The sequence below is a fragment of the Priestia sp. ST2 genome (assembly GCF_055810735.1).
This window is the reverse complement of the sequence record NZ_JBVVNT010000003.1, coordinates 234,555-256,281: the sequence shown is the minus strand read 5'-3', so window position 1 is coordinate 256,281 and position 21,727 is coordinate 234,555. Positions and strand designations below refer to the sequence as shown.

General features: G+C 37.7%; 22 protein-coding genes. 10 read left to right on the top strand and 12 right to left on the bottom strand.

Translation table 11 applies throughout. From position 1 onward, the window contains the following. Positions 1 to 86 precede the first annotated feature (86 nt). The 5 genes from AC0KUU_RS13800 to ptsP all read left to right on the top strand — a co-directional run bounded on the left by AC0KUU_RS13800 (position 87) and on the right by ptsP (position 6,271). Entirely contained in the window at positions 87 to 959 is an 873-nt protein-coding gene (locus AC0KUU_RS13800) for a hypothetical protein (protein WP_322551875.1), read from the top strand. A 131-nt stretch (positions 960 to 1,090) separates the two neighbouring features. Next, positions 1,091 to 1,939, top strand: coding sequence for a glucose PTS transporter transcription antiterminator GlcT (gene glcT, locus AC0KUU_RS13795; RefSeq protein ID WP_013056009.1), 849 nt, complete (start codon positions 1,091 to 1,093; stop codon positions 1,937 to 1,939). A 271-nt stretch (positions 1,940 to 2,210) separates the two neighbouring features. Next, complete coding sequence (gene ptsG / locus AC0KUU_RS13790) at positions 2,211 to 4,265, top strand: glucose-specific PTS transporter subunit IIBC (protein ID WP_013056010.1); 2,055 nt, start codon at positions 2,211 to 2,213, stop codon at positions 4,263 to 4,265. Between the two features lie 18 nt (positions 4,266 to 4,283). After that, the gene (locus AC0KUU_RS13785; RefSeq protein ID WP_013056011.1) at positions 4,284 to 4,550 is read left to right on the top strand and encodes a phosphocarrier protein HPr; all 267 of its coding nucleotides are present in this window, start codon (positions 4,284 to 4,286) and stop codon (positions 4,548 to 4,550) included. After that, complete coding sequence (gene ptsP / locus AC0KUU_RS13780) at positions 4,550 to 6,271, top strand: phosphoenolpyruvate--protein phosphotransferase (RefSeq protein WP_322551876.1); 1,722 nt, start codon at positions 4,550 to 4,552, stop codon at positions 6,269 to 6,271. Before AC0KUU_RS13785 ends, ptsP begins: the two co-directional genes overlap by 1 nt. Before the next feature lie 41 nt (positions 6,272 to 6,312). On the opposite strand, the gene AC0KUU_RS13775 is transcribed toward ptsP, so the two are convergent. The 3 genes from AC0KUU_RS13775 to AC0KUU_RS13765 form a co-directional block, all read right to left on the bottom strand. After that, positions 6,313 to 6,999, bottom strand: a complete 687-nt coding sequence (locus AC0KUU_RS13775; RefSeq protein ID WP_013056013.1) for an LrgB family protein — start codon at positions 6,997 to 6,999, stop codon at positions 6,313 to 6,315. Continuing rightward, positions 6,996 to 7,364, bottom strand: a complete 369-nt coding sequence (locus tag AC0KUU_RS13770; protein ID WP_013082263.1) for a CidA/LrgA family holin-like protein — start codon at positions 7,362 to 7,364, stop codon at positions 6,996 to 6,998. The genes AC0KUU_RS13775 and AC0KUU_RS13770 overlap by 4 nt, the downstream gene beginning before the upstream one ends. Positions 7,365 to 7,848: 484 nt before the next feature. Beyond that, complete coding sequence (locus AC0KUU_RS13765; protein WP_043979592.1) at positions 7,849 to 8,724, bottom strand: LysR family transcriptional regulator; 876 nt, start codon at positions 8,722 to 8,724, stop codon at positions 7,849 to 7,851. Positions 8,725 to 8,965: 241 nt separating this feature from the next. On the opposite strand from AC0KUU_RS13765, the gene AC0KUU_RS13760 reads away from it, so the two are divergent. After that, positions 8,966 to 9,742 carry a hypothetical protein gene (locus AC0KUU_RS13760; protein WP_013056016.1) on the top strand — a complete coding sequence of 259 codons (777 nt, stop codon included), beginning with the start codon at positions 8,966 to 8,968 and terminating at the stop codon, positions 9,740 to 9,742. A 169-nt stretch (positions 9,743 to 9,911) separates the two neighbouring features. Here the strand turns inward: AC0KUU_RS13760 and AC0KUU_RS13755 are convergent, their stop codons facing one another. Then, the gene (locus AC0KUU_RS13755; protein ID WP_043979589.1) at positions 9,912 to 10,607 is read right to left on the bottom strand and encodes a GNAT family N-acetyltransferase; all 696 of its coding nucleotides are present in this window, start codon (positions 10,605 to 10,607) and stop codon (positions 9,912 to 9,914) included. Positions 10,608 to 10,751: 144 nt separating this feature from the next. On the opposite strand from AC0KUU_RS13755, the gene AC0KUU_RS13750 reads away from it, so the two are divergent. Next, entirely contained in the window at positions 10,752 to 11,537 is a 786-nt protein-coding gene (locus AC0KUU_RS13750) for an SDR family oxidoreductase (protein ID WP_043979586.1), read from the top strand. A gap of 36 nt (positions 11,538 to 11,573) precedes the next feature. Here the strand turns inward: AC0KUU_RS13750 and AC0KUU_RS13745 are convergent, their stop codons facing one another. The 5 genes from AC0KUU_RS13745 to AC0KUU_RS13725 form a co-directional block, all read right to left on the bottom strand. After that, complete coding sequence (locus AC0KUU_RS13745) at positions 11,574 to 12,185, bottom strand: nitroreductase family protein (RefSeq protein WP_025749407.1); 612 nt, start codon at positions 12,183 to 12,185, stop codon at positions 11,574 to 11,576. Positions 12,186 to 12,337: 152 nt separating this feature from the next. After that, positions 12,338 to 13,501 (bottom strand): aminotransferase A, encoded by a 1,164-nt coding sequence (locus AC0KUU_RS13740; protein ID WP_043979583.1) that lies wholly within the window; start codon positions 13,499 to 13,501, stop codon positions 12,338 to 12,340. A gap of 96 nt (positions 13,502 to 13,597) precedes the next feature. Beyond that, positions 13,598 to 13,819 (bottom strand): IDEAL domain-containing protein, encoded by a 222-nt coding sequence (locus tag AC0KUU_RS13735; RefSeq protein WP_013082268.1) that lies wholly within the window; start codon positions 13,817 to 13,819, stop codon positions 13,598 to 13,600. Positions 13,820 to 14,022: 203 nt separating this feature from the next. Further along, positions 14,023 to 14,217 (bottom strand): hypothetical protein, encoded by a 195-nt coding sequence (locus AC0KUU_RS13730; RefSeq protein WP_013056022.1) that lies wholly within the window; start codon positions 14,215 to 14,217, stop codon positions 14,023 to 14,025. 113 nt (positions 14,218 to 14,330) lie between these two features. Then, the gene (locus tag AC0KUU_RS13725) at positions 14,331 to 14,930 is read right to left on the bottom strand and encodes a TetR/AcrR family transcriptional regulator (RefSeq protein ID WP_043979581.1); all 600 of its coding nucleotides are present in this window, start codon (positions 14,928 to 14,930) and stop codon (positions 14,331 to 14,333) included. A gap of 296 nt (positions 14,931 to 15,226) precedes the next feature. Between AC0KUU_RS13725 and AC0KUU_RS13720 the strand changes: the two genes are divergently transcribed. Continuing rightward, positions 15,227 to 16,132, top strand: coding sequence for a chemotaxis protein (locus AC0KUU_RS13720; protein ID WP_162213852.1), 906 nt, complete (start codon positions 15,227 to 15,229; stop codon positions 16,130 to 16,132). A gap of 49 nt (positions 16,133 to 16,181) precedes the next feature. Here AC0KUU_RS13720 and AC0KUU_RS13715 read toward each other — a convergent pair whose 3' ends face one another. After that, positions 16,182 to 16,649 carry a YkyB family protein gene (locus tag AC0KUU_RS13715; protein ID WP_013056025.1) on the bottom strand — a complete coding sequence of 156 codons (468 nt, stop codon included), beginning with the start codon at positions 16,647 to 16,649 and terminating at the stop codon, positions 16,182 to 16,184. A gap of 255 nt (positions 16,650 to 16,904) precedes the next feature. Beyond that, positions 16,905 to 17,417 (bottom strand): L,D-transpeptidase family protein, encoded by a 513-nt coding sequence (locus AC0KUU_RS13710; protein WP_016763420.1) that lies wholly within the window; start codon positions 17,415 to 17,417, stop codon positions 16,905 to 16,907. Positions 17,418 to 17,526: 109 nt separating this feature from the next. Here AC0KUU_RS13710 and AC0KUU_RS13705 point away from each other — a divergent pair, with 109 nt between their 5' ends. Next, positions 17,527 to 19,053 (top strand): Ppx/GppA phosphatase family protein, encoded by a 1,527-nt coding sequence (locus tag AC0KUU_RS13705; RefSeq protein ID WP_280559292.1) that lies wholly within the window; start codon positions 17,527 to 17,529, stop codon positions 19,051 to 19,053. Between the two features lie 73 nt (positions 19,054 to 19,126). Beyond that, positions 19,127 to 21,250 carry an RNA degradosome polyphosphate kinase gene (locus AC0KUU_RS13700; RefSeq protein ID WP_165575396.1) on the top strand — a complete coding sequence of 708 codons (2,124 nt, stop codon included), beginning with the start codon at positions 19,127 to 19,129 and terminating at the stop codon, positions 21,248 to 21,250. Positions 21,251 to 21,289: 39 nt separating this feature from the next. On the opposite strand, the gene AC0KUU_RS13695 is transcribed toward AC0KUU_RS13700, so the two are convergent. Then, positions 21,290 to 21,583, bottom strand: a complete 294-nt coding sequence (locus AC0KUU_RS13695) for a hypothetical protein (protein ID WP_043979576.1) — start codon at positions 21,581 to 21,583, stop codon at positions 21,290 to 21,292. Positions 21,584 to 21,727: the final 144 nt, after the last annotated feature.

Below are 21,727 nucleotides of genomic sequence, written 5' to 3'. Positions count from 1 at the left end.
GCTCTTTTGAATAGAAGCTAGCTATGTATAATTTGGCTAAAACGTCTTACTCTAAGTAATAATTAGGTCGTAAAAGGGAGACGTCTATGCCTCATTATACTGCTTTTTTTGCATTGATTATTATCAGCACAGCCGTTTTGCTTACAGTATTCATACGTAAAAAAGATAAAAAGCTAGTCGTTTTGCTTTTTTTTATCATTGGAATGGCTTATGTACTAGAATATATTGTATTTGTGTTATTTGAAAGTTACGATTACGATCCTGATTTTATGACCAATGAATATTTTGATAATTTGTTTGGGTCCTTAACTTCTCAAGCGTTTGCTTTTCCCATCATGGCTATGGTGGTAGCTGCTTATCAATTAAAATTTCGCTATATTTTATTCATTTCAGCTATGTTTATGGGGATTGAAGAATTATTTTTACACTGGGATATTTATACACATCACTGGTGGAAAACAGTTTATACAGGCGTTTTAATGACTATAGGCTTTAGCATTTCAAAGATTTGGTATGTATGGCTAACAGAACGGTATATGACATTTGTGCATTACGCTACATTTTTTCTCGGAACGCTCGCCATTACTTCTACTATTATGTTTATGCTGTTAGCATATTTTCATAATAATTGGTTTTATACGGGATGGTTTGGGTCCGCTACTCATGATTCCGTAAATGCAACGATGATTTACGTTTGTATTGTTACAATTCTCCTCGTTTGGAGTGTAGCCAAAGAATTTTTTGTTGGAGCTGGAATGATTATAGCGGGGCTGCGTATAGTAGATATTTTGCTGATTCACTATGGGGTGTTGCTGGTATCTATTACCACTTCACTTGTTCTTTTTACGCTTTTACAAGCGGGTGTATTCATTCTGAGCGTTATGCTTCAAAACTTTATTATGAAAAATTGTTATGGGACGAGCAAAAAAGACGTTGCGTTTCCAGTAAAGAACTACTAAGATAATACGTAACTCAAATAGTTTAGTTCAATAATATTTGAAACAAAGAAAAATGAATTGACGGTTATGCGTATTATTTGTAAGATAGGAAAGCAAATAATAGAAAGCCGAAACAGGGGAGTGAAGGATTCGTGAAAGAGTCCTTTTTTGTAGAAAAGGTACTTAATAATAATGTATTAATTGCTAAACACCTTACCTATGATGAAGTTGTGCTAATTGGGAAAGGAATAGGGTTCAATAAGAAAAAAGGCGATGAAATCGATGCAAAAGCCGTGGAGAAAATGTTTTTGTTAAAGAGTGAAGAAGAACAAGAACAGTACAAGCAGCTTTTAGCGCAAGTGGATGAAGACGTGATTGAAATGATGAATGATATTGTAACGCACATTCAAAAGCGTGTTAACATTCCTTTGAATGAGCATATACACATTTCATTGACGGACCATATCGCGTTTGCGATAAAACGTTTTCAGCAGGGAATGGGGCTTAAAAATCCATTTTTACTTGAAACCAAAGCTTTATATCCAGAGGAATATACGATCGCATCTGAAGTGGTAGAAATTATTAGTCGCAAAATAGGCGTGCAGCTTCCAGTAGGAGAAATTGGTTTTATTGCACTTCATATCCACAGTGCGCTGACTGAAAAAAACCTGCTGGAAGTGAATCAAGACTCGCAGCTTATTCAAACGATTATTAATGTGATTGAAGAATCGCTTCATCTGCAGGTAGACAAAGAATCTGTGCACTATATGAGATTGATTCGTCATTTGCATTTTGCGATTGATCGAGTAAAAACAGGAGAAAAAATAGAAGAGCCAAAAAAAATTGCTTTGCTATTGAAAGAAGAATATCCTCTGTGTTACAATGTGTCTTGGAAAGTGATAAAAGTAATGCAGCAAGCGTTACATTTACCTGTGTATGAAGCAGAAGCAGTTTACTTAACGATGCATCTGCAGCGACTTATAACAAAAACGGATTTATAAAATCATTTCAATACGTGTTACTGATACGATCAGGCATGAGTGAGAAATGAAGCGATGTGTAATTGGATGAGTGTATCCATTTATCGTTTCTTTTTCCTCATGCCTTTTTTTGTTATAAGAAAGCGCAATCATTTAAAGTTTAGGCTTCAGGACACCAGGAGATGTAAGGAGTTTTCTAGTTAAAGAAAGCGTTTTATGAAAGCGCGTTAATGATTCACGTATCAAATAAATAGCTTGTTGCACACTAAATATATAAAAGGAGGTAAGCGCCATGTTTAAAAAACTTTTTGGAGTATTACAAAAAGTCGGAAAAGCGCTTATGTTACCGGTTGCGATTTTACCGGCAGCAGGGATTTTACTTGGAGTAGGGACAGCGCTTCAAAACCCTACATTGTTGGATGCAGTACCGGCACTTGGTGCAGACTGGGTTCAATTGGTTTCAAATGTTTTGTCGCAAGCGGGTCAAATTGTATTTGACAACTTATCGCTATTGTTTGCCGTTGGTGTTGCCGTTGGTTTAGCTGGTGGTGACGGTGTAGCAGGTATTGCTGCAATCGTAGGCTACTTAATTATGAACAAAACGATGAGCACAATCTTAGTTGCTACAGGACAACTAGATCCTGACAAAATGGGTGCCAATCCAGCTTACACTAGCATCTTAGGAATTCCTACGTTAGCTACAGGTGTATTCGGGGGTATCATAGTAGGTATTTTAGCTTCATCCATGTATAATCGTTATTTCAATATTGAATTACCATCTTATTTAGGGTTCTTTGCGGGAAAACGATTTGTACCAATCATTACTGGGGTATTTTCAATTGTTTTAGGTGTTATTATGATTTTCATTTGGCCGCCAATTCAAAGCGGATTAAATGCTTTCTCTACTAACATGATTGATGCAAACCCAACTTTATCAGCTTTTGTATTTGGATTGATTGAACGTTCATTAATTCCATTTGGACTTCATCACATATTCTACTCTCCGTTCTGGTTTGAGTTTGGTGATTACGTTAATAAAGCAGGTCAACATATTCACGGTGACCAAAAGATTTTCTTTGCTCAATTAGCAGATGGCGTGCCTTTAACAGCAGGAACATTCCAAGTTGGTAAATTCCCGTTCATGATGTTCGGATTGCCAGCAGCAGCTCTTGCGATTTATCATGAAGCTCGTCCTGAAAACAAAAAATATGTAGCTGGTATCATGGGTTCAGCTGCTTTAACATCTTTCTTAACGGGTATTACAGAGCCGCTTGAGTTCTCATTCTTATTTGTAGCACCAGTACTATTTGCAATTCACGCAGTATTTGCGGGTTTATCATTTATGGTTATGCAATTATTAAATGTTAAAATCGGTATGACATTCTCAGGTGGGGTTATCGATTACGTTCTATTTGGAGTCATGCAAAACCGTACAGCATGGTGGCTAGTTATTCCAGTAGGTTTAGTTCTAGCAGTTATTTACTACTTCGGTTTCCGCTTTGCAATCCGTAAATTTAACTTAAAAACACCGGGTCGTGAAGATAAAGAAGAAGGAGAAGAAGATGTAAAAGTAGAAGCAGCAGAGCTTCCAACAAATGTTTTAGCAGCACTTGGCGGTAAAGAAAACATTACACATTTAGATGCTTGTATTACGCGTTTGCGTGTATCAGTAGATGATGTGGGTAATGTTGATAAAAACCGCTTGAAAAAACTTGGAGCAGCTGGTGTTCTTGAAGTTGGTAACAATATTCAAGCTATTTTCGGTCCGAAATCTGACACGTTAAAAGGTCAAATTCAAGACATTATGAATGGCAAAACACCGGTTGTCACAAAAGAAGAGACAAAAACAATTGAAAAACCTGTTGCAACATCTGAAGTAGGAAGCGATAATGGTAATGATATTGTTTCACCGATTGAGGGAGAATTGGTACCTTTATCGGAAGTACCAGATCAGGTATTTTCACAAAAATTAATGGGTGACGGTTTTGCGATTATTCCGAAAACAGGCACAGTAGTTGCACCAGTGGACGGAAAAATAGTAAACTTATTCCCGACGAAACATGCTTTAGGTATTGAATCAACGACTGGACGTGAAATTTTAATTCACGTTGGTATTGATACAGTTAATTTAAAAGGCGAAGGTTTTGAAGCTTTAGTTGCCCAAGGCGATGAAGTGAAAAAAGGACAGCCTCTATTGAAAATTGATTTAGACTTTGTAAAAGAAAATGCGCCATCGACAATTACGCCGATCATTTTCACGAATTTACAAGCTGATGAAAAAATTGATATCTTAAAGCAGGGCCAAGTTTCTCAACAAGAAGCAAATATTATTAACATTTCAAAGTAAAAAGGAGATTGATTTAACATGGCACAAAAAACATTTACAGTAACAGCAGACTCAGGAATTCACGCACGTCCAGCAACAACTTTAGTACAAGCAGCAAGCAAATTTGATTCTGATATCAACTTAGAATTCAACGGTAAAACTGTAAACTTAAAATCAATCATGGGCGTTATGTCTTTAGGTATTCAAAAAGGCGCTACAATCACTATCTCTGCAGAAGGTTCTGACGAAGCAGATGCACTTGCTGCTCTTGAAGATACAATGAGCAAAGAAGGATTAGGCGAATAATGACAAAGGAAATTCAAGGCATTGCCGCTTCTAGCGGCATTGCTATTGCTAAAGCATTTCGTCTAGAAAATCCAGAATTAACCGTTGAAAAAAAATCAGTAACTGAAGTTGAAGCAGAAGTAGCACGTCTAGAAGCTGCGCTAGAAAAGTCAAAATCAGAACTTGAAATTATTAGAGAGCATGCTCGTAAAGAACTTGGAGATGACAAAGCAGAAATCTTTGAAGCTCACTTATTAGTTCTAAGCGATCCTGAACTTATTAATCCAATTAAAGATAAAATTACAAATGAAAATGTAAACGCTGAACATGCACTTGATGAAGTAGCGGCAATGTTCATTAATATGTTTGAGTCAATGGACAACGAATATATGAAAGAACGTGCTGCTGATATCCGTGATGTAACAAAACGTGTATTAGCTCATCTTTTAGGTGTAAACGTTTCAAATCCAAGCTTAATCTCAGAAGAAGTTGTCATTATCGCAGAAGATTTAACGCCGTCTGATACAGCACAGTTAAATCGTAAGTTCGTAAAAGGATTTACAACAGATATTGGCGGACGTACTTCTCACTCAGCAATTATGGCGCGTTCCATGGAGATCCCAGCTGTTGTAGGTACAAAAACAGTTATGGAAGACATTCAAAACGGCGTATTAGTAATTGTTGATGGTTTAGATGGCGAAGTTATCGTTGATCCAAGCGAAGAAACGGTAAAAGCTTACGAGAAAAAAGCCGCTGAGTATGCAGAACAAAAAGCTGAGTGGGCTAAGCTTGTAAATGAAAAAACGGTTTCAGCTGATGATCATCACGTTGAACTTGCAGCTAACATTGGTACACCAGAAGATGTAAAAGGCGTATTAGAAAACGGCGGCGAAGGCGTTGGCCTTTATCGTACAGAATTCTTATATATGGGCCGCGAAGATCTTCCGACGGAAGAAGAGCAGTTTACTTCTTATAAAACAGTTCTTGAACGTATGGAAGGCAAACCAGTGGTTGTTCGTACTCTTGATATTGGTGGAGACAAGGAGCTTCCTTATTTAAATCTACCAAAAGAAATGAACCCATTCTTAGGATTCCGTGCCATTCGCTTATGTCTAGAGATGCAAGACATGTTCCGTACACAGCTTCGTGCGCTTCTACGTGCAAGCGTATACGGTAATCTGAAAATTATGTTTCCTATGATTGCTACTGTTGATGAGTTCCGTCAAGCAAAAGCTATTCTTTTAGAAGAAAAAGCTAAACTTCAACAAGAAGGCGTACAAGTTTCGGAAGGCATCGAAGTAGGGATGATGGTAGAGATTCCTTCCTCAGCGGTAATCGCAGATTTATTTGCTAAAGAAGTAGATTTCTTCTCTATCGGAACAAATGATTTAATTCAATACACGCTTGCTGCTGACCGCATGAATGAGCGCGTGTCTTATTTATATCAACCGTATAACCCAGCGATTCTTCGCTTGGTGAATATGGTAATCAAAGCGGCTCACAAAGAAGGTAAGTGGGTAGGCATGTGTGGAGAGATGGCAGGAGATGAGATTGCAATTCCAATTCTTTTAGGTTTAGGCTTAGATGAATTCTCAATGAGTGCAACATCTATTCTGAAAGCTCGTTCTCAAATCCGTCAATTATCAAAAGCTGATATCGAACCTCATTTAGATACAATTCTATCAATGTCTTCTACGGAAGAAGTTATTGAGTTCGTAAAATCAACTTTTCATATTGGATAATAAAAAGGTGTGATCATATATGATCACACCTTTTTTATCTTTTAAGCGAAAATAGTAGGCAGAAGCATATTCGCAAATAGCATTGTAAGAAGTGCTGCTACGATCATGCCAAGGCTAGAAAAAGTACCTTCAATTTTTCCGAATTCAAAAGCTCTTGCTGTACCTGTCCCATGAGAAGCTACTCCTAAAAGAAGACCTCTTGCTAGAGAAGAGTGCAGTGCGAGGAGCTTAATCAGTTTTGGAGCGACCATACATCCTACTACACCGGTTATAATCACAAACATAATGGTAATATTTGGATCTCCTCCTAGCGTCTGAGATACATTAACAGCAATAGGAATCGTAACCGATCTTGGAATCAAGCTATGAACCAGCGTTGATTGTAAATGAAACACTAATGCTAACAGCATGGAAGATATCATGGCAGCAAACGTGCCGAGCCCTACGCTTAAGCTGATTTCAACACGGTGTTTTTTGAGTAAATCAAAATACTTAAACATAGGAACAGCAAAAGCAACGGTTGCTGGTCCAAGCATAAAGCTAATAGCACTGGCACCTTGCTTATAATGATCATAAGAGCCATTCGTCACTAATAAGATGCCAATTAAAAGAATGGGGGCTAGTAAAATAGGGGAAACTAGCATAGACTTATATTTTTTATAGAGCACTTTTGTACCGACATAAACGAGCAGTGTAAGCGGAAGAGCAATCCATGTGAGTAATGTCATTTTAGCGAACCTTCCTTTCTTCTTGAAATATGTTCTGCAATGATTCCCGTTATAGACATCACAATAATCGTACTGATTGTGATAATAATCACAATCTGGATTCCAAAATGCATCAATACATCTCCATAATTGATGAGTCCAACGACGGCTGGTATGAAAAATAGTAATAGTTCTCCCACTAACAGTGTTCCACCTTGTTCAACCCAGCTTAATTTAATTACTTTAAAGTACAGTAAGAAAAACAGTAAGAAAAATCCGATGATACTACCTGGCACTGGGAGGTCAAACCATTGTGAAATACTTTCTCCTATTAAAAACAGAGCCGTTAGTAATAAAATCTGTAAAATCACCATAATCAGTTTCATGATTAGCCTCCTTTATTTATGTTTTTATTCATTCATTCCTAGTTTGTTGAGACAATAATGGAGTCGTCTATGCTGAAAAGACGACTCCATCATGGGAAAAGAGAAACTATTTGGATTTTGCAAATGGGGATACAACTTCAGTAAATGAATGCTACACACTTATCTTACAAAAAATCGACTATAATATGAAATATATAATAACTATGATAACTATTCTTTTTAGTTATAGTTGAAAGAAATCTCTTTACAAATGCGTTGGTAACCTTTTCAAAAAAGAGTTTGTGAAATATAAGGTCTAATTATTTAATAAAAGAGATGGAGACATGCCTAAATCAATTCAATTTAAAGACGAACCAATGGGATAAATGATTTAGTATGAATGACATGTTACACCGCCATGAAAAAAATCCGAACGAGTTGGATTTTCTATCAAGAATCAAACTCGTTCGGATTTTTAATTAAACTACTTTTGGTCTCCGCTTTGTTAAACTGTACTTTTAATATAATCAATAAAAGCCTGTGTAGCATAAGAGATATAGCGATCTTTTTTTACGATTAAAGCAATTTCCCACGGAATAGCATTCTCGAGATTAATTACTTTCACATGCTCCAAATCAAGCTTTTCACATAATGAATAAGGGAAAAGAGCAATGCCGAGATTAGCAGCTACCAGCTCTCCAATGAAGTCCCACTGAGAGCTTTTAAAAGCAATATTAGGTGTAAATCCATTTTTTAAACATTCGTTATAGACCATTTCATGCATGGTGAAGTCTTCATGAAAGGAAATAAGCGTTTCGTCTTTTAACTCTTTTAATGAAATCGTAGAATGCTGAGCCAACGGATGAGATTTATGAACAACAAGCTGTAGTGTTTCTCGGGCTAAAGGAGTCGTAAAAAACATGTTTTCATCAACTGGAAGTAAAACTACGCCCACATCCACTTCTCCTTGTTCCACAAATTTTTGCATTCTTTTAGCGCCATATTCCACTAATTGAATATGAATCTCAGGGTATTGCTCTCGAAATGCTTTAATAATAGTAGGAAAAAACAATGTACCAACAATAGGGGGAATGCCTATTTTGATGGTTCCTCTTTTTAAATGCATTAAATCATAGAGGGAATCCGATAAATCTCGGAGAGAAGATAAAATACTTTCTGCTTGCTCGTACACAATTATTCCTGCATCGGTAAGCTGAACTTGTTTGCCAGCACGATCAAACAAAGGTGTGCCGAGCTCTTCTTCTAATGATTTAACCATTTTACTGAGAGAAGGTTGCGAAATATGCAGCGCTTCAGAAGCTCTTGTGAAATTTTTATGTTTAGCCACTTCTGTTAAGTAATGCAAATGGCGAACATCCATTTTGTATACCTCCGTGTTCATACATGCTAATTAATAAGATACACACATTCTACCACATTCACAATCAGCTCTATACCTTTCTTTCCTATCAAATAAAATGATCAGTAGAAGAGGCAGTGAATACAAAAGAAATTGCCAACAATATATATTTACACATTGTTTATTTTAGAAGTATAATATATAAATCAGTAGAACGGTTACATATCGATCACAGAATCAATCAATAAGGTGGTTAGAACGGTTGAGTAAAGCAGATGAAATAAGAGATATCGTTTATATTAATGGCCATGTAAATAAAAAATGCTTTATTACATATGGAATTGAATTTAAAGAGTTTTATCATTCCCTTCCTACGCCGCTTGCAAATATATTGTTGTTAAAGCACGGTTTTGAAGACAGTGATTACCATTACCAAACCCATATGGACTACGTAGAAGAAGAACAAATTCATCTTTTAGCAGAAGATGACGTTTATAATTATGGTGATTTTTGTTGGATTGATTTTGAGGATGTATCTTCGTTAGATTTGTTAGAACCTCAAGATATTGCAGCGCTGCTGTATTTAGGTCATTTAAAAAAACCGCTCAATTCGCCATTTAATAATAAACTCGGTAATCAATTTGTTTATTTAGCTCATGATGATGGATTTTATAACAAAATCTATTTTCGAGACGTATATGATATGAAGCATATTTTAAGCCGAATCATTCCGTTGAAAATGTCAGAAATTAAGCAAAAAAGATTTGTATTTAGAAGGAAGAAGTTAGAATATCCAATATTGCCGCTCGTGTTAGCAAATACGCTTCTTACTTTAACGAATGACGGTTTGTTTATTGATTTTGAACACATGGTGCAATCGCGTAGAGATATTAAAATTCCTTTGTATACAATCGGTGACTTTGACGACATGAATGAAATGTATAATGATCGGTTTGAGCACAAAGAGATGAGTAAATTGCAGGCGCATCTTGTTCTCACTCATAAAGAGCTAGAGTGGAGCATTGAAGAAGTTCAATAATCTAAAAAGAGGTTGAGACATAACTAAATGAATTCAACCTAAAGACGAACACATAAGATAGATGAGCTGGACTGCTAAAAGGAACGAAACAGATAAAACTATATTCACCATCACAAAAAAACGAACCACTAATCAAACGTGTTGATTAATGGTTCGTTTTTCACTTGGGTTAAAATATTTTTGTCCCAGCCTCTTTTTGAATAGCCGTATAAAATGGATTTTTCCATTCCATTAGTACAGCGTAGTTGTGTGAATCTTCATCTTCAATATAGTTTGCTGCGAGACCAATAGGCGATCTGCCACAGCGCATTAAAAAGGTCATAACCGGGTCGTAGAGAGTTCCGGCTGATACAAGGTTCATGTATTCAACGGGCGTGTACAAGGAAGACACTGATACGTATCCAGGGATGCGGCACCCGCCAAGCAGCCTTTCTAACTTGTAATGAATCACAACTTCATATAAAGACTGCAAAAGCAGCTTCCCAAGCCCCATCGATCGATGCGAAGGAGTGACGCATACGTCCACTACATAAAGCGTATTACCAGAAGGGTCGTGCGTATGAATATATCCGCTTCCTGTTACTTCATCCCATGTGTGAGCCTCATTTCCTTCCACTGAAACAATCGCGCTTGTGATAGATCCGCATATTGTCCCGTCTATCTCCACGCATAGCGCTCCATCCGGAAAAAGGGACACATGGTTATTTAACTGATCTTTGCTCCATAATAATTCAGAAGGGAAAGGAGGGGGAAAGCTTTCTTCTTGAATCCGAATCAATTCATCGAAGTCATTTGATGTATAGGATCGTACCGTACATGTTACAGGCTTATTTTGATGAAAGACAAAGCATTGCTTTTTATACACTGCTTTTTTGCCTCCTTTAAGTAATAATTTTCAGATAATTAAGTATACCATATGGAAAAAAGAAATTATTTCATATTTATTGAAGAATTTGACGAGAACGTGATAAAGTTAAAAAGATTCGAACTATTAGACGAGGTGAAAGAAATGGATGTTGAATTAAAAGGAAAAACAGCGCTTGTATTTGCGGCGAGCCAAGGGCTTGGCAAAGCGATTGCTGCCAGGCTCGCAGAAGAAGGCGCAAACGTTATGATTGCAAGTCGTTCAGAAGAGAAACTAATCCAAGTAGCGGAAGAGATTTCATACCTTGGAAGCGGACAAGTGTTACATAAAACGGCAGATGTCACGAAAACTCAAGATATTCAAGATGTTATTCAATATACAGTAGATACGTTTGGAACCATTGATATTTTAATTAATAATACAGGAGGTCCTAAAGCAGGGAACTTCCTTTCGTTAACAGATGATGATTGGAAGCATGCATTTGAGTTAAATCTCCTCAGTTATATTCGTATCATTCGTGAGGTAGTGCCCGTTATGAAAAAGAGCGGAGGACGTATTGTCAATATTGCTTCTTCTTCCATTAAAGAGCCAATTGCTGGACTTATTCTGTCAAATACCTTCCGTACAGGAATCGTGGGGCTTACCAAAACACTTGCTTCAGAACTAGCAGAGGACGGTATCTTAATTAACACGGTTGCGCCAGGAAGAATTGCAACAGACCGAGTGAAAGAGCTAGATACTACTCGTGCTGAAAAACTGGGAGTAGACGTTTCAGAAATTGAAGAAGAGATGAGAAACCAAATTCCTCTTAAACGCTACGGTCAGCCTGAAGAGTTTGCAAAAGCCGTTGCTTTCTTTGTCTCGGGAGCGAATTCATATATGACAGGCCAGTCGTTTCTAATCGACGGAGGCATGGTGAAATCCATTTAGTTACATAGAAAAACCCTGCAGCCGCAGGGTTTTTTGTTAAATCCAAGTTGTAACTTGATCCAATGGTAAACGGTCGCTAGCGTGTGCTTCTTTAGCCGCTTTTCCAACTGAGATAAGCATAACCGGAATGTATCGATCCTCAATTTTAAATTCTTCTACAAATTTTTGAGCGTTAAATCCGCCCATTGAGCAAGTGTCTAATCCTTTTGCTTTTGCTGCAAGCATGAATGTCATAGATGCAAGAGAAGCATTCGTAAACGCTGCATCGCGGGCGAAAGCACCGTTTTTATAAGCGCCGTTAATTTGTCCTGACAAAATATTTTTTACGTCTTCTGTCATGTGACCTGCTTCGACTAGTGGGTTGTACACGTCATCTACATTTTTATTGGCTTCTAAATCACCTAAGACAGCTACTACAGCGCCTGCTTCTGTAATTTGTTTTTGGTTGTAAGCAATTGGAAGTAGACGTTCTTTCGCATCTTGGTCTGTAATAACAACGAAATGCCAGTGCTGTAAGTTCCAAGCTGATGGTGACTTCACTGTTGCTTCTAAAAGTTCCGTTAATTCTTCTTTGCTTAATTTAGCTGAAGAGTCATATTCTCGAATCGATGTACGTTCATTTACCACATCAAAAAAATCTTTTGTCATAATAAAAACCTCCGTTAAAAGTATGTATTTCTTTAGTGAATCGATGCACATTTTATAATGATACACTATTGAAGTCAATTTATATGCTTCTAGTATACCCGCTCTTATGTGCTGTCACTCACAAAAAAATGCATACACTTCTTACCATCGGCTTAGCGTGATTGACGAGATGTAAGATAAGCTTCAATTCGATCACAGGCTTCACGCAGCGTGTTCATGGAATACGCATACGACAGGCGTACATATCCTTCACCGTGGGAAGAAAAAGCGCTGCCGGGTACTAGTGCAACACCTGCTTCTTTTACTAACTCCAGGGCAAAATCAAATGAATTGCTGTGGAAGTTCTGAATAGAAGGGAAGATATAAAAAGCACCCGTCGGCTTTTCTACGTCAAATCCCATGTTTACTAATCGGTCATACACATAATTCAGCCTTTGTTCGTATTCTTTTTTCATATCCACCGCATCGTTTTTACCTGCTGTCAGTGCCTCGAGTGCAGCTGCTTGAGAGACAGAAGAAGCACAGCTCACGTTGTATTGATGAACTTTTAAAATATGTTTGGCTAAATAAGAAGGAGCAAATAAAAGGCCAATTCGCCAGCCTGTCATAGAATGAGACTTTGATACTCCGTTAATAACAATTGTTTTCTCTCTCATAGAGGAAATGGAGGCAATGGACTGATGTTTTTTATCAAAAACGAGCTCGCTGTATATTTCATCGGATAGTACAAAAATATTTTTATCGCTTAAAAGAGCGGCAATTTCTTCTAATTCTTGCTGTGACAACGTCACGCCTGTAGGGTTAGACGGATAAGGTAAGATGACGCATCTTGTTTTAGACGTCAGATGTTGTTGGATTAAATCCGCTGTTAGTCGAAATCCTGTTGCGGTTGTATCAATATGTACAGGTTTAGCGCCGTTTAACCGGATAAGCGGTTCGTATCCTGGGTAAACAGGTCCAGGTAAAATAACTTCAGAATCTTCTTCTAAAATGGTGCGAAGAGCAATGTCAATTGCTTGACTAGCTCCAATGGTCACAATCACTTCATCCGCTGGGTTATAGTGCAAGTCATATTTTTCTTTGACAAATTGAGCTGCTGCCTCGCGCAGTTCTATTGTTCCAGCATTGTGGGTATAAGAAGTTTGGTTACCATCAATTGCAGATTTTGCCGCTTCTTTTACATGCTGTGGTGTTAAGAAGTCAGGTTGTCCAATTGTGAGGGATAAAACATCTTGGTATTGTGAGACCATATTATAAAATGTACGTATTCCTGATAGTTCAATTTCTTTGACACGTTTATTGATTAAGTGCTCCATGGTTTCAAATCCTTCCGCGTATTTTCAACTCATTTTATCACAATGAAAATAGGTAAAAAACCACTATTTGCGCATTTTGCAAATAGTGGTTTTAAGTTAGGCGTTATATAGCTTATTATAAGCAGTTGTTAGTTCATAAAATTGTTCTTCGTCTCTGTTATCTAACGCATCGTCGATAAGAGATTTCAAATGCTGTTTATTAAAGTTTGTACTCATAGTCGTTAAAATACGATCAGCTTCTTTCGCGTAATAGTGTTGGTAAGGTGTGTACTGAGATGAGTGAGGATAGTGATTCATATTTTTTCGATAAGAACTCATAACATAAACCTCCTTTTTTAAAATAAAACGCAGCTTCTATTACTTGAAATGTACCCTTTCTATATAGTTGTTAACCCTGTTTTTAGCTGCGAATGTGCTGAGGTATGTGTTAGGAAATCAGAGATTCCTCGCTTCACGTTCAATTCTAGATTCAAAATAATAAGCGCATAAAAAGACCTGCATATATATGCAGGTCTTGTATATTAGTCAGTGTGTATTTGGCCTTCACGCCAATAAACGGGGGAAACGTAGCCAAAATCAACTTCATGATCGTCCAATGTTACAACGCAGTGATCAGAGCCTTCTTGTTCTTTAATATCTTGATATACAGCTTCTTCTACGTTTTCAATAATGGTCATTTCATTATCGTCATTAAAAAGAATGACGGAGCCTTTCATATTACGAACACCTTCTTTTAAGATTATTCATTCACTTTGTGTAGTATAAACCGTTTTGGCTGTAGAGTCCACAGCTATCTTCGATTTCTTATTAAAAATTTGTGAACAGGCTTTTAGGAATGAATAAGAAACCCTCTAAATAGAAGAGTAACCGACTTGTCTATTCTTTCTTGAAGGGTAGCAGAGTCGGGTTGGTTGGTACACCAGTAAAGAAGTGTGCCAAAAAAATTAAGTATAGCAATAGAAGCCATTTCTTCGGCAGGGATATCGACTATAAGTTCACCTCGGTCTTGTCCTGTTTGAAAAACTTTTGTAAAATGAGCACGCATTTTTTCAATTTGAAGAATTTCGGATTGTTGAAAGGAACTGTTGGTAATAGCAATATGAAACCAAGAACGGATTAGGTGAGGGTTCGCTTCTTCGTTTGATTGTGCTAGTAATAAAAACAGTTGTTTAACAATGGCAGCAGTTGGTTCTTCTGTTTGAAGGAGCTGTTCTAATTTGTAGGAGATACGGTTTGTAAAATTAATTCCAAGGTAGTGAAGAACTTCTTCTTTTGTTTTGAAGTAATTAAAAAATGTTCCCTTTGCTACACCCGCTTCATGGGTAATTTGAGACACAGTCGTTTTTTGATATCCCTGCTGTTGGAATAAAGAGATAGCGGCTTTTTGGATGCGTTTTTTTGTTTCTTCTTTTTGTAATCCTCTGTTCATAAATTACACCTCGTTCGAATAGGAGTAGTCGTTTGACTCAAGTTCATAAGCTAGTATAGAGAAGTAAAGTAGAGCAATTAAAAAACTGAGCAGAGGATGAGACGAAAGGGATCGACGCTCATGTTTTTATATAGTATATAATATTCTGTTAATTCGTAAAACAATATTTTATGTATATGTTTTAGGGAAAAAGGATAACAAAATAAGAAAATTTTTCTTTACGGATATAAGAGGCGGTCACTATAATGGGAAATATGGACTATTAGATAAGCAGGTGAGATGAGAGGAGTAAGTATATGAATCCAGATAAAGGAATACTGTTGGAAAGTGGTACAAACGAACTGGAAATTGTCGAATTTGAGATAGGAAATGTTTGGTTTGGCATTAATGTAGTAAAAGTTAGAGAGATTATTAATCCCGTATCTATTACACCTGTTCCCAATGCGCATTCTTACATAGAAGGTATTATAGAGCTAAGAGGGGAAGTACTTCCTGTTGTTGACATAGCAAAAGCGTTAAAAATGGAACCTTCAAATACGCCTGAAAAAGATAAGTTAATTGTTACAGAGTTCAATCAGCAAAAAATTGTCTTTCATACCCATGCAGTGACGCAAATTCACCGTATTTCTTGGAAAGAAATTGAGAAGCCTTCAGATTTGTATCAAGGTTTGGAAACGCAGATTACTGGAGTGGTAAAATTAAACGGTCAAATAATTCTGCTGTTAGACTTTGAAAAGCTGATTTCTGACGTGAACCCTGATGCGGGTATTAATCAGTCGAAAATCAAAAAGCTAGGGGCTAGGGAACGCTCTAATAAAAAGATTGTCGTGGCTGAAGACTCTCCGCTGCTGCGCCGAATGATTGAAGATACTCTTGCACAAGCAGGTTATGAGAACACGGAATTTTTTGAGAACGGTGAGGAAGCGTGGAACTATCTAAGCTCAGTGATCGATGAAGGTGTGGAAATCAGTGATCAAGTCCAGCTGCTTATTACAGATATAGAAATGCCGCAAATGGATGGGCATCATTTAACTAAAAAAGTGAAAGAAAATCCTCAGCTTTCTATACTTCCAGTCATTATCTTCTCTTCTCTTATCACAGAAGATTTACGTCACAAGGGAAAGATGGTAGGAGCGGAAGGACAAGTAAGTAAGCCGGAAATCGGAGAGCTTGTTGAGTTGATCGATCTCTATATTTTGTAGGATCACAAAAAAGTGCCTGAAAGCAGATTGCTCCACTTCAGGCACTTTTTTAAAAATAACTTTTACCCAGCGGTTTAAACACAGGTGCTTGCCGTTTTCTTGGAGTCGAAACAGGGCTTTTAGCCGGCTGTACGAGATGACCCGTATATTTAGATAATAAGCGCTTCGCATAAGATAATGACATAGTCGTTTTGGGATTTCGATACTGATGGTTTAAATGGCCGAGGTGTGATAACTCTTTGAAGTCTTCTTTCTTTGGAGGCATATGGAAAAAGTAGTCTCCAACTGATACAAGTACATCTGATTTTTGTTGACTTTTACCAGGGTTTGGCGAAAAGTGAAGTCCTTCTTTTTTGGCTTTTCCTTCTAAAATTAGTTGATCTAATGCAATTTTCTTTAACGTATATAACTGCTTAGGATCAGGAGCAGCTTTTGCGTGACGATTTACAGTGAAAATAGCTTGTGCAATCTCAGATACAGACGGGGTCAAAGAGCCTTGTCCATTTGCTTGAGACATACGTTCACTCCCTTTCTATCATATCAGCTGTTCAACCTATAAGGTGAAAGCTGATACGTTCATTATAGCGTGTCTTGTCCCATTTGAAAATAATTACACGAAGAAGTATTTTGGTAATTAATGAAATTTCCTATGTATAGGGTTTGTTTTGTTACGCTTCCTTATACAAGTAAAGTGGAACAGCACGCCATACTTTTTATTTTTAAAAAAATGCTGCTCCCACAGTTAAACCATCATTGATTAGTAAATCCCGAACTATTGAGCCATTCGTCGAGAAGGTCGAATATAAACACCAGTCCCATTTGGCACAATTTGAGCTAGCTCATTTACTTGGGCATTATACATGCGAATGCATCCTTTGGATACGGCTTTTCCAATAGAACTTGGATCATTTGTTCCGTGAATGCCATATGACTTTTTAGACAAGCTTAGCCACATTGTGCCAAAAGGCCCCCCGGGGTTTGGCTCCCGGTTAACGATAACAAAGTCTCCAGTAGGGGTTGCACTCAGCATTTTTCCTGCTGCAATGGGATAGACTTTTTGTATGATATTATTTCTTCGTAATTCAAGCTGCTTTTCAGCAATAAACACGTGGATCGTGTAAGGAATGAGCTCTTTATCAGGGAGGTTTGGAATGATGATTACTTGCCCAGGCTTCAGCGTACTATGGCTTACAAAAGGATTAGCCATCCACAGATCTTCAACCGGAGTCCGGTAGTCACCTGAAACGCTTTGCCAGGTTTCACCGCGCTTTACTATATATCTCATTAACTTCGCTCCTTTGATATATGACTATGTTGTAACAGTATACGGTTGAAAAAAGTAAAAGTGACTTTTGTGAGCATAAAGTTATTTTGAAAAAGGTGTTGAAATTACATTGACTTATAAACATGGACTGATTGATATAGGTTCAAATACGATACGCCTTGTTATTTATGAATACAAAAAAGGCAGAGGATTTAAGCAAATTGAAAACGTGAAAGTAGCTGCACGGCTTCGAAATTATTTAAGTAAAGAAGGAGTGTTAACGGCTAAAGGAATATATACGTTGCTTGATACGCTTAAAACGTTTGGAGTTATTATCAAGCATCAGCAGCTACCGAACGTTACCTGTGTGGCCACAGCTACCATCCGTCAAGCGGCTAATGCAAAAGAAGTTCTAGAGCATGTAAAAAAAGAAACGGGCTTTTCTATTCAACTATTGTCTGAATATGAAGAAGCGTATTACGGCTTTGTTGCCGTTATTCATTCCACTTCGATCGAAGAAGCCATTACAATTGACATTGGCGGGGGAAGTACGGAAGTTACGTATTTTCGCAATCGGGAGTTAGTGCAGTACCACAGCTTTCCGTTCGGTGCCTTATCTCTGCGTCTGCAGTTCGTCAAAGGCAATATTCCCACTGCAGAAGAAAAAGTAAAAATCCGCGATTTCGTGATCCGGTATTTCCATACTGTCCCGTGGCTTTTAAATCGCCAAGTTCCGATTGTAGCAATTGGAGGAAGTGCAAGAAGTATGGTGCAAGTGCATCAAGGTTTTATCCACTATCCTCTCGCCGGGCTGCATCAATATGAAATGAACTTAGCTGATATATTGCATGTGAAATCTGCTATAGGCTCATTGTCTTATCACAATCTTCAAAAGCTAGACCGCTTGTCAAAAGATCGTGCGGATACAATTTTGCCAGCGATTGAAGTATTTCAATCATTATATGAAACAGTCAACGCGACTCGCTTCATCTTAAGCCGCAAAGGCTTAAGAGAAGGGGTGTTATTTAAGGAAGCATCTGATGCTAATATCCAGCCAATGTACCCCGATGTCATACAGCAAAGTTTTCAAGAAATAATGGAAGAGTTTGAAGTAAATAAAGATTATGTCAAACAGCTTACCCGCACAGCTATTATGATGTTTCAGCATTTTAAGGAGCAGGGACCGGTTGATTTAAAAGAGGATGACTTAGCGCTTCTTATAAAAGCTGCGCAAGTGTATGATATAGGAGAGTATATTGATGCCGAATCAAGCAGCCAGCATACGTTTTATGTGCTTGCTAATCGTACAATCGATGGAATTTTACATAGAGAACGTTTAAAGCTGGCACTTGTTTCTTCATATAAAGGGAAGTCTTCTTTTAGGCAATATGTTGCTCCTTTTAAAAAGTGGTTAACAAAAGAAGAACAAAAAAAAGTCCAGCTGCTCGGTGCGGTTTTAAAAATAGCTGACGGTTTACATGCAACAAAGCGAAATGTTATTCAACATATTGACATGAAAAGCGATGAAAACACAGTTACGATTAAACTATTATGTACAAAAAACTTTCGTCCTGAACAATATCAGGCTGAAACACAGAAAAAGCATCTAGAAAAAGTAGTGAAAAAAAATATTGTTCTTGAATTTGCTAAGCTTTAGAATAACGCTGAATCGGTTAGAATATTCAGTATAGCTAACTAGATTAAATCCATTATCCTGGAAGGTGAGGCTAATGTTAGAAAGTAATCGCACTTATAGGCAAACCATACAAGTGGCTGATTCAGCTTATTACAATAATCGTGAATTGAGCTGGCTGGCTTTTAACAAGCGGGTGCTGGAAGAAGCAGTAGATACGAAAAACCCTTTGCTTGAGCGGTTTAAATTTCTAGGAATTTTCAGTTCAAATTTAGATGAGTTTTTTATGATTCGGGTAGCCGGATTAAAAGATCAAGTGAAAGCTGGATTTAGCAAACCTGAAAACAAAGCAGGCTTAACTCCTAAACAGCAGCTATTTTCTATCTCTAAACAAAACCACGATCTAGTCGAGCAGCAGTATGATACGTATATTCATACACTTCTTCCCGAATTACAGAAATACGGCGTGGAAATCATTGCGGTTGAAAAGTTGGAAAAATCAAATCTAGATACGCTTGAACAGTATTTTGACGAGCAAATCTTTCCCGTATTAACTCCTATGGCTATTGATACCTACCGGCCGTTTCCTATGTTGATGAATAAAAGCTTGAACTTAGCAGTCGTCCTTTCAGAAAATTTAAATGATGAGCAGCAAATTGCTGAAATAAAAGGAAGGCTAGCTATCGTTCAAGTACCTTCGATGCTAACGCGCTACATTGAAATAGCCACATCAGATTCTACCCGTCTATTTGTATTGCTAGAGGATGTGATTGCCTATTTTATTAAGAAGTTGTTTAAGGGATATCGCGTTTCTTCCGTTTCTCAATTTCGAATTACCCGCAACGCAGATATGACTATTCACGAAGAAGACGCTCAAGATTTACTAAAAGAAATTGAAGAAGAGTTACAGAAGCGAAAATGGGGAGCGGCTGTTCGTCTTGAGATTAAGAGTCCATATGATCAGGGTGTACTAGCGTATTTAGAGTCAGTACTTGAAATTGATGATGAAGATGTGTATGAGATCGAAGGACAGCTGGATTTAACCAGTTTATTTTCGTTTTATAGATTACTTAAATCTACGCATGAAGAGTTGGCTGAAAAAGCCTTTATTCCTAAGCTTACAATAGAGTTACACCCGGATCAAAATATTTTCGATCAAATGATTCAAAGAGATATTTTGCTTCACCATCCTTATGAATCGTTTAAGCCGGTACTCGATTTTGTTAACGGTGCAGCAGACGATGAAAATGTGCTTGCTATTAAGCAAACGTTATACAGGGTAAGCGGAGATTCTCCCGTTATTAAAGCATTAAAACGAGCGGCTGCAAAAGGTAAACAAGTGACGGTACTAGTTGAACTAAAAGCGAGGTTTGATGAAGAGAATAATGTGCAATGGGCTAAAGAGCTAGAGCGGGCAGGGTGTCACGTGATATATGGAATGACGCATTTAAAAACGCATGGTAAAATTACGCTCGTGGTGAGAAGAGAAGGAGAGCATATTAAACGGTTTGTTCATCTTGGTACTGGGAATTACAACGATGCCACAGCAAAGATCTATACGGATATAAGTCTTTTTACTGTCAACCGAAACATCGGGATAGATGCGGCCAATTTTTTTAATTACTTAAGTGGCTATACGCAAAAACCAGTATATCATCATTTATCCGTTGCACCATTTGATATAAGAAATGATTTTTTGCATCTCATTGATCAGGAAATCCATTATCATAGACGGTATGGCAATGGAAGAATCATTGGGAAAATGAACTCATTGACGGATAAAATTTTAATTATGAAGCTATATGAAGCTTCTATAGCTGGTGTGACAATCGAACTCATTGTTAGAGGAGCGTGCTGCTTGCGCCCTCAAATTCAAGGCGTTAGCGAGAATATAAGAGTAAGAAGCATTGTCGGACGATTTTTAGAGCATAGCCGAATCTATTATTTTCATCATAATAAACAGGAAAAGTTTTTCTTTTCATCTGCAGATATGATGACAAGAAATATGGTGAAACGAGTAGAAATTTTATTTCCTATCCTGGATACATATTTGAAAAAAAAAGTGTGGAAGTGGCTTGAAGTTATGCTTGCTGATAATGTAAAAGCACGAGAACAAGACCAAGAAGGGAATTATCATTACGTCATAAAAAAAGACCATGAGCTCTCTATTAATAGTCAAGAGATTTTTTGTCAATATGCTCTTTGCGACAATCAAGAATAACATAAAAAAAGCCGAGTGCTCGGCTTTTTAGTCATGTTATTATCTAGGAATGGGACCAACAGGACCGTATCCAGGTCCGTAGTATGTGTTATAAACAGGAGCACCGCCTCCATAGCCGGCACCAGGGAAGCCTCCTCCAGGAAATCCACCGCCGTAAAACGGAACTGGATAAGGATAAGGTGGTGGACAGCACCCAGGTCTGCCTCCAAAACCGCCAACAGCTAGTCCGCCAAGCAGCCCACCAGCTAAGCCAGCAACAAAAGGAAATCCAAAAAAGCGCTCGTCACCATTTGGAATATTACGATATCCTGTATAGGGATATTGATAGTACATAATTTAACCTCCTTGTCAGTTGTCTTTGTAGTGTATGGCTGAACGGAAGTTTTTGAGCCTGGTTTATTTCTTTAAGACTAGAATTAGGCGGTCATAATCAGCTAAAAAAAGACAATCAACATAAAAACGCCCTGTAAGGGCGTT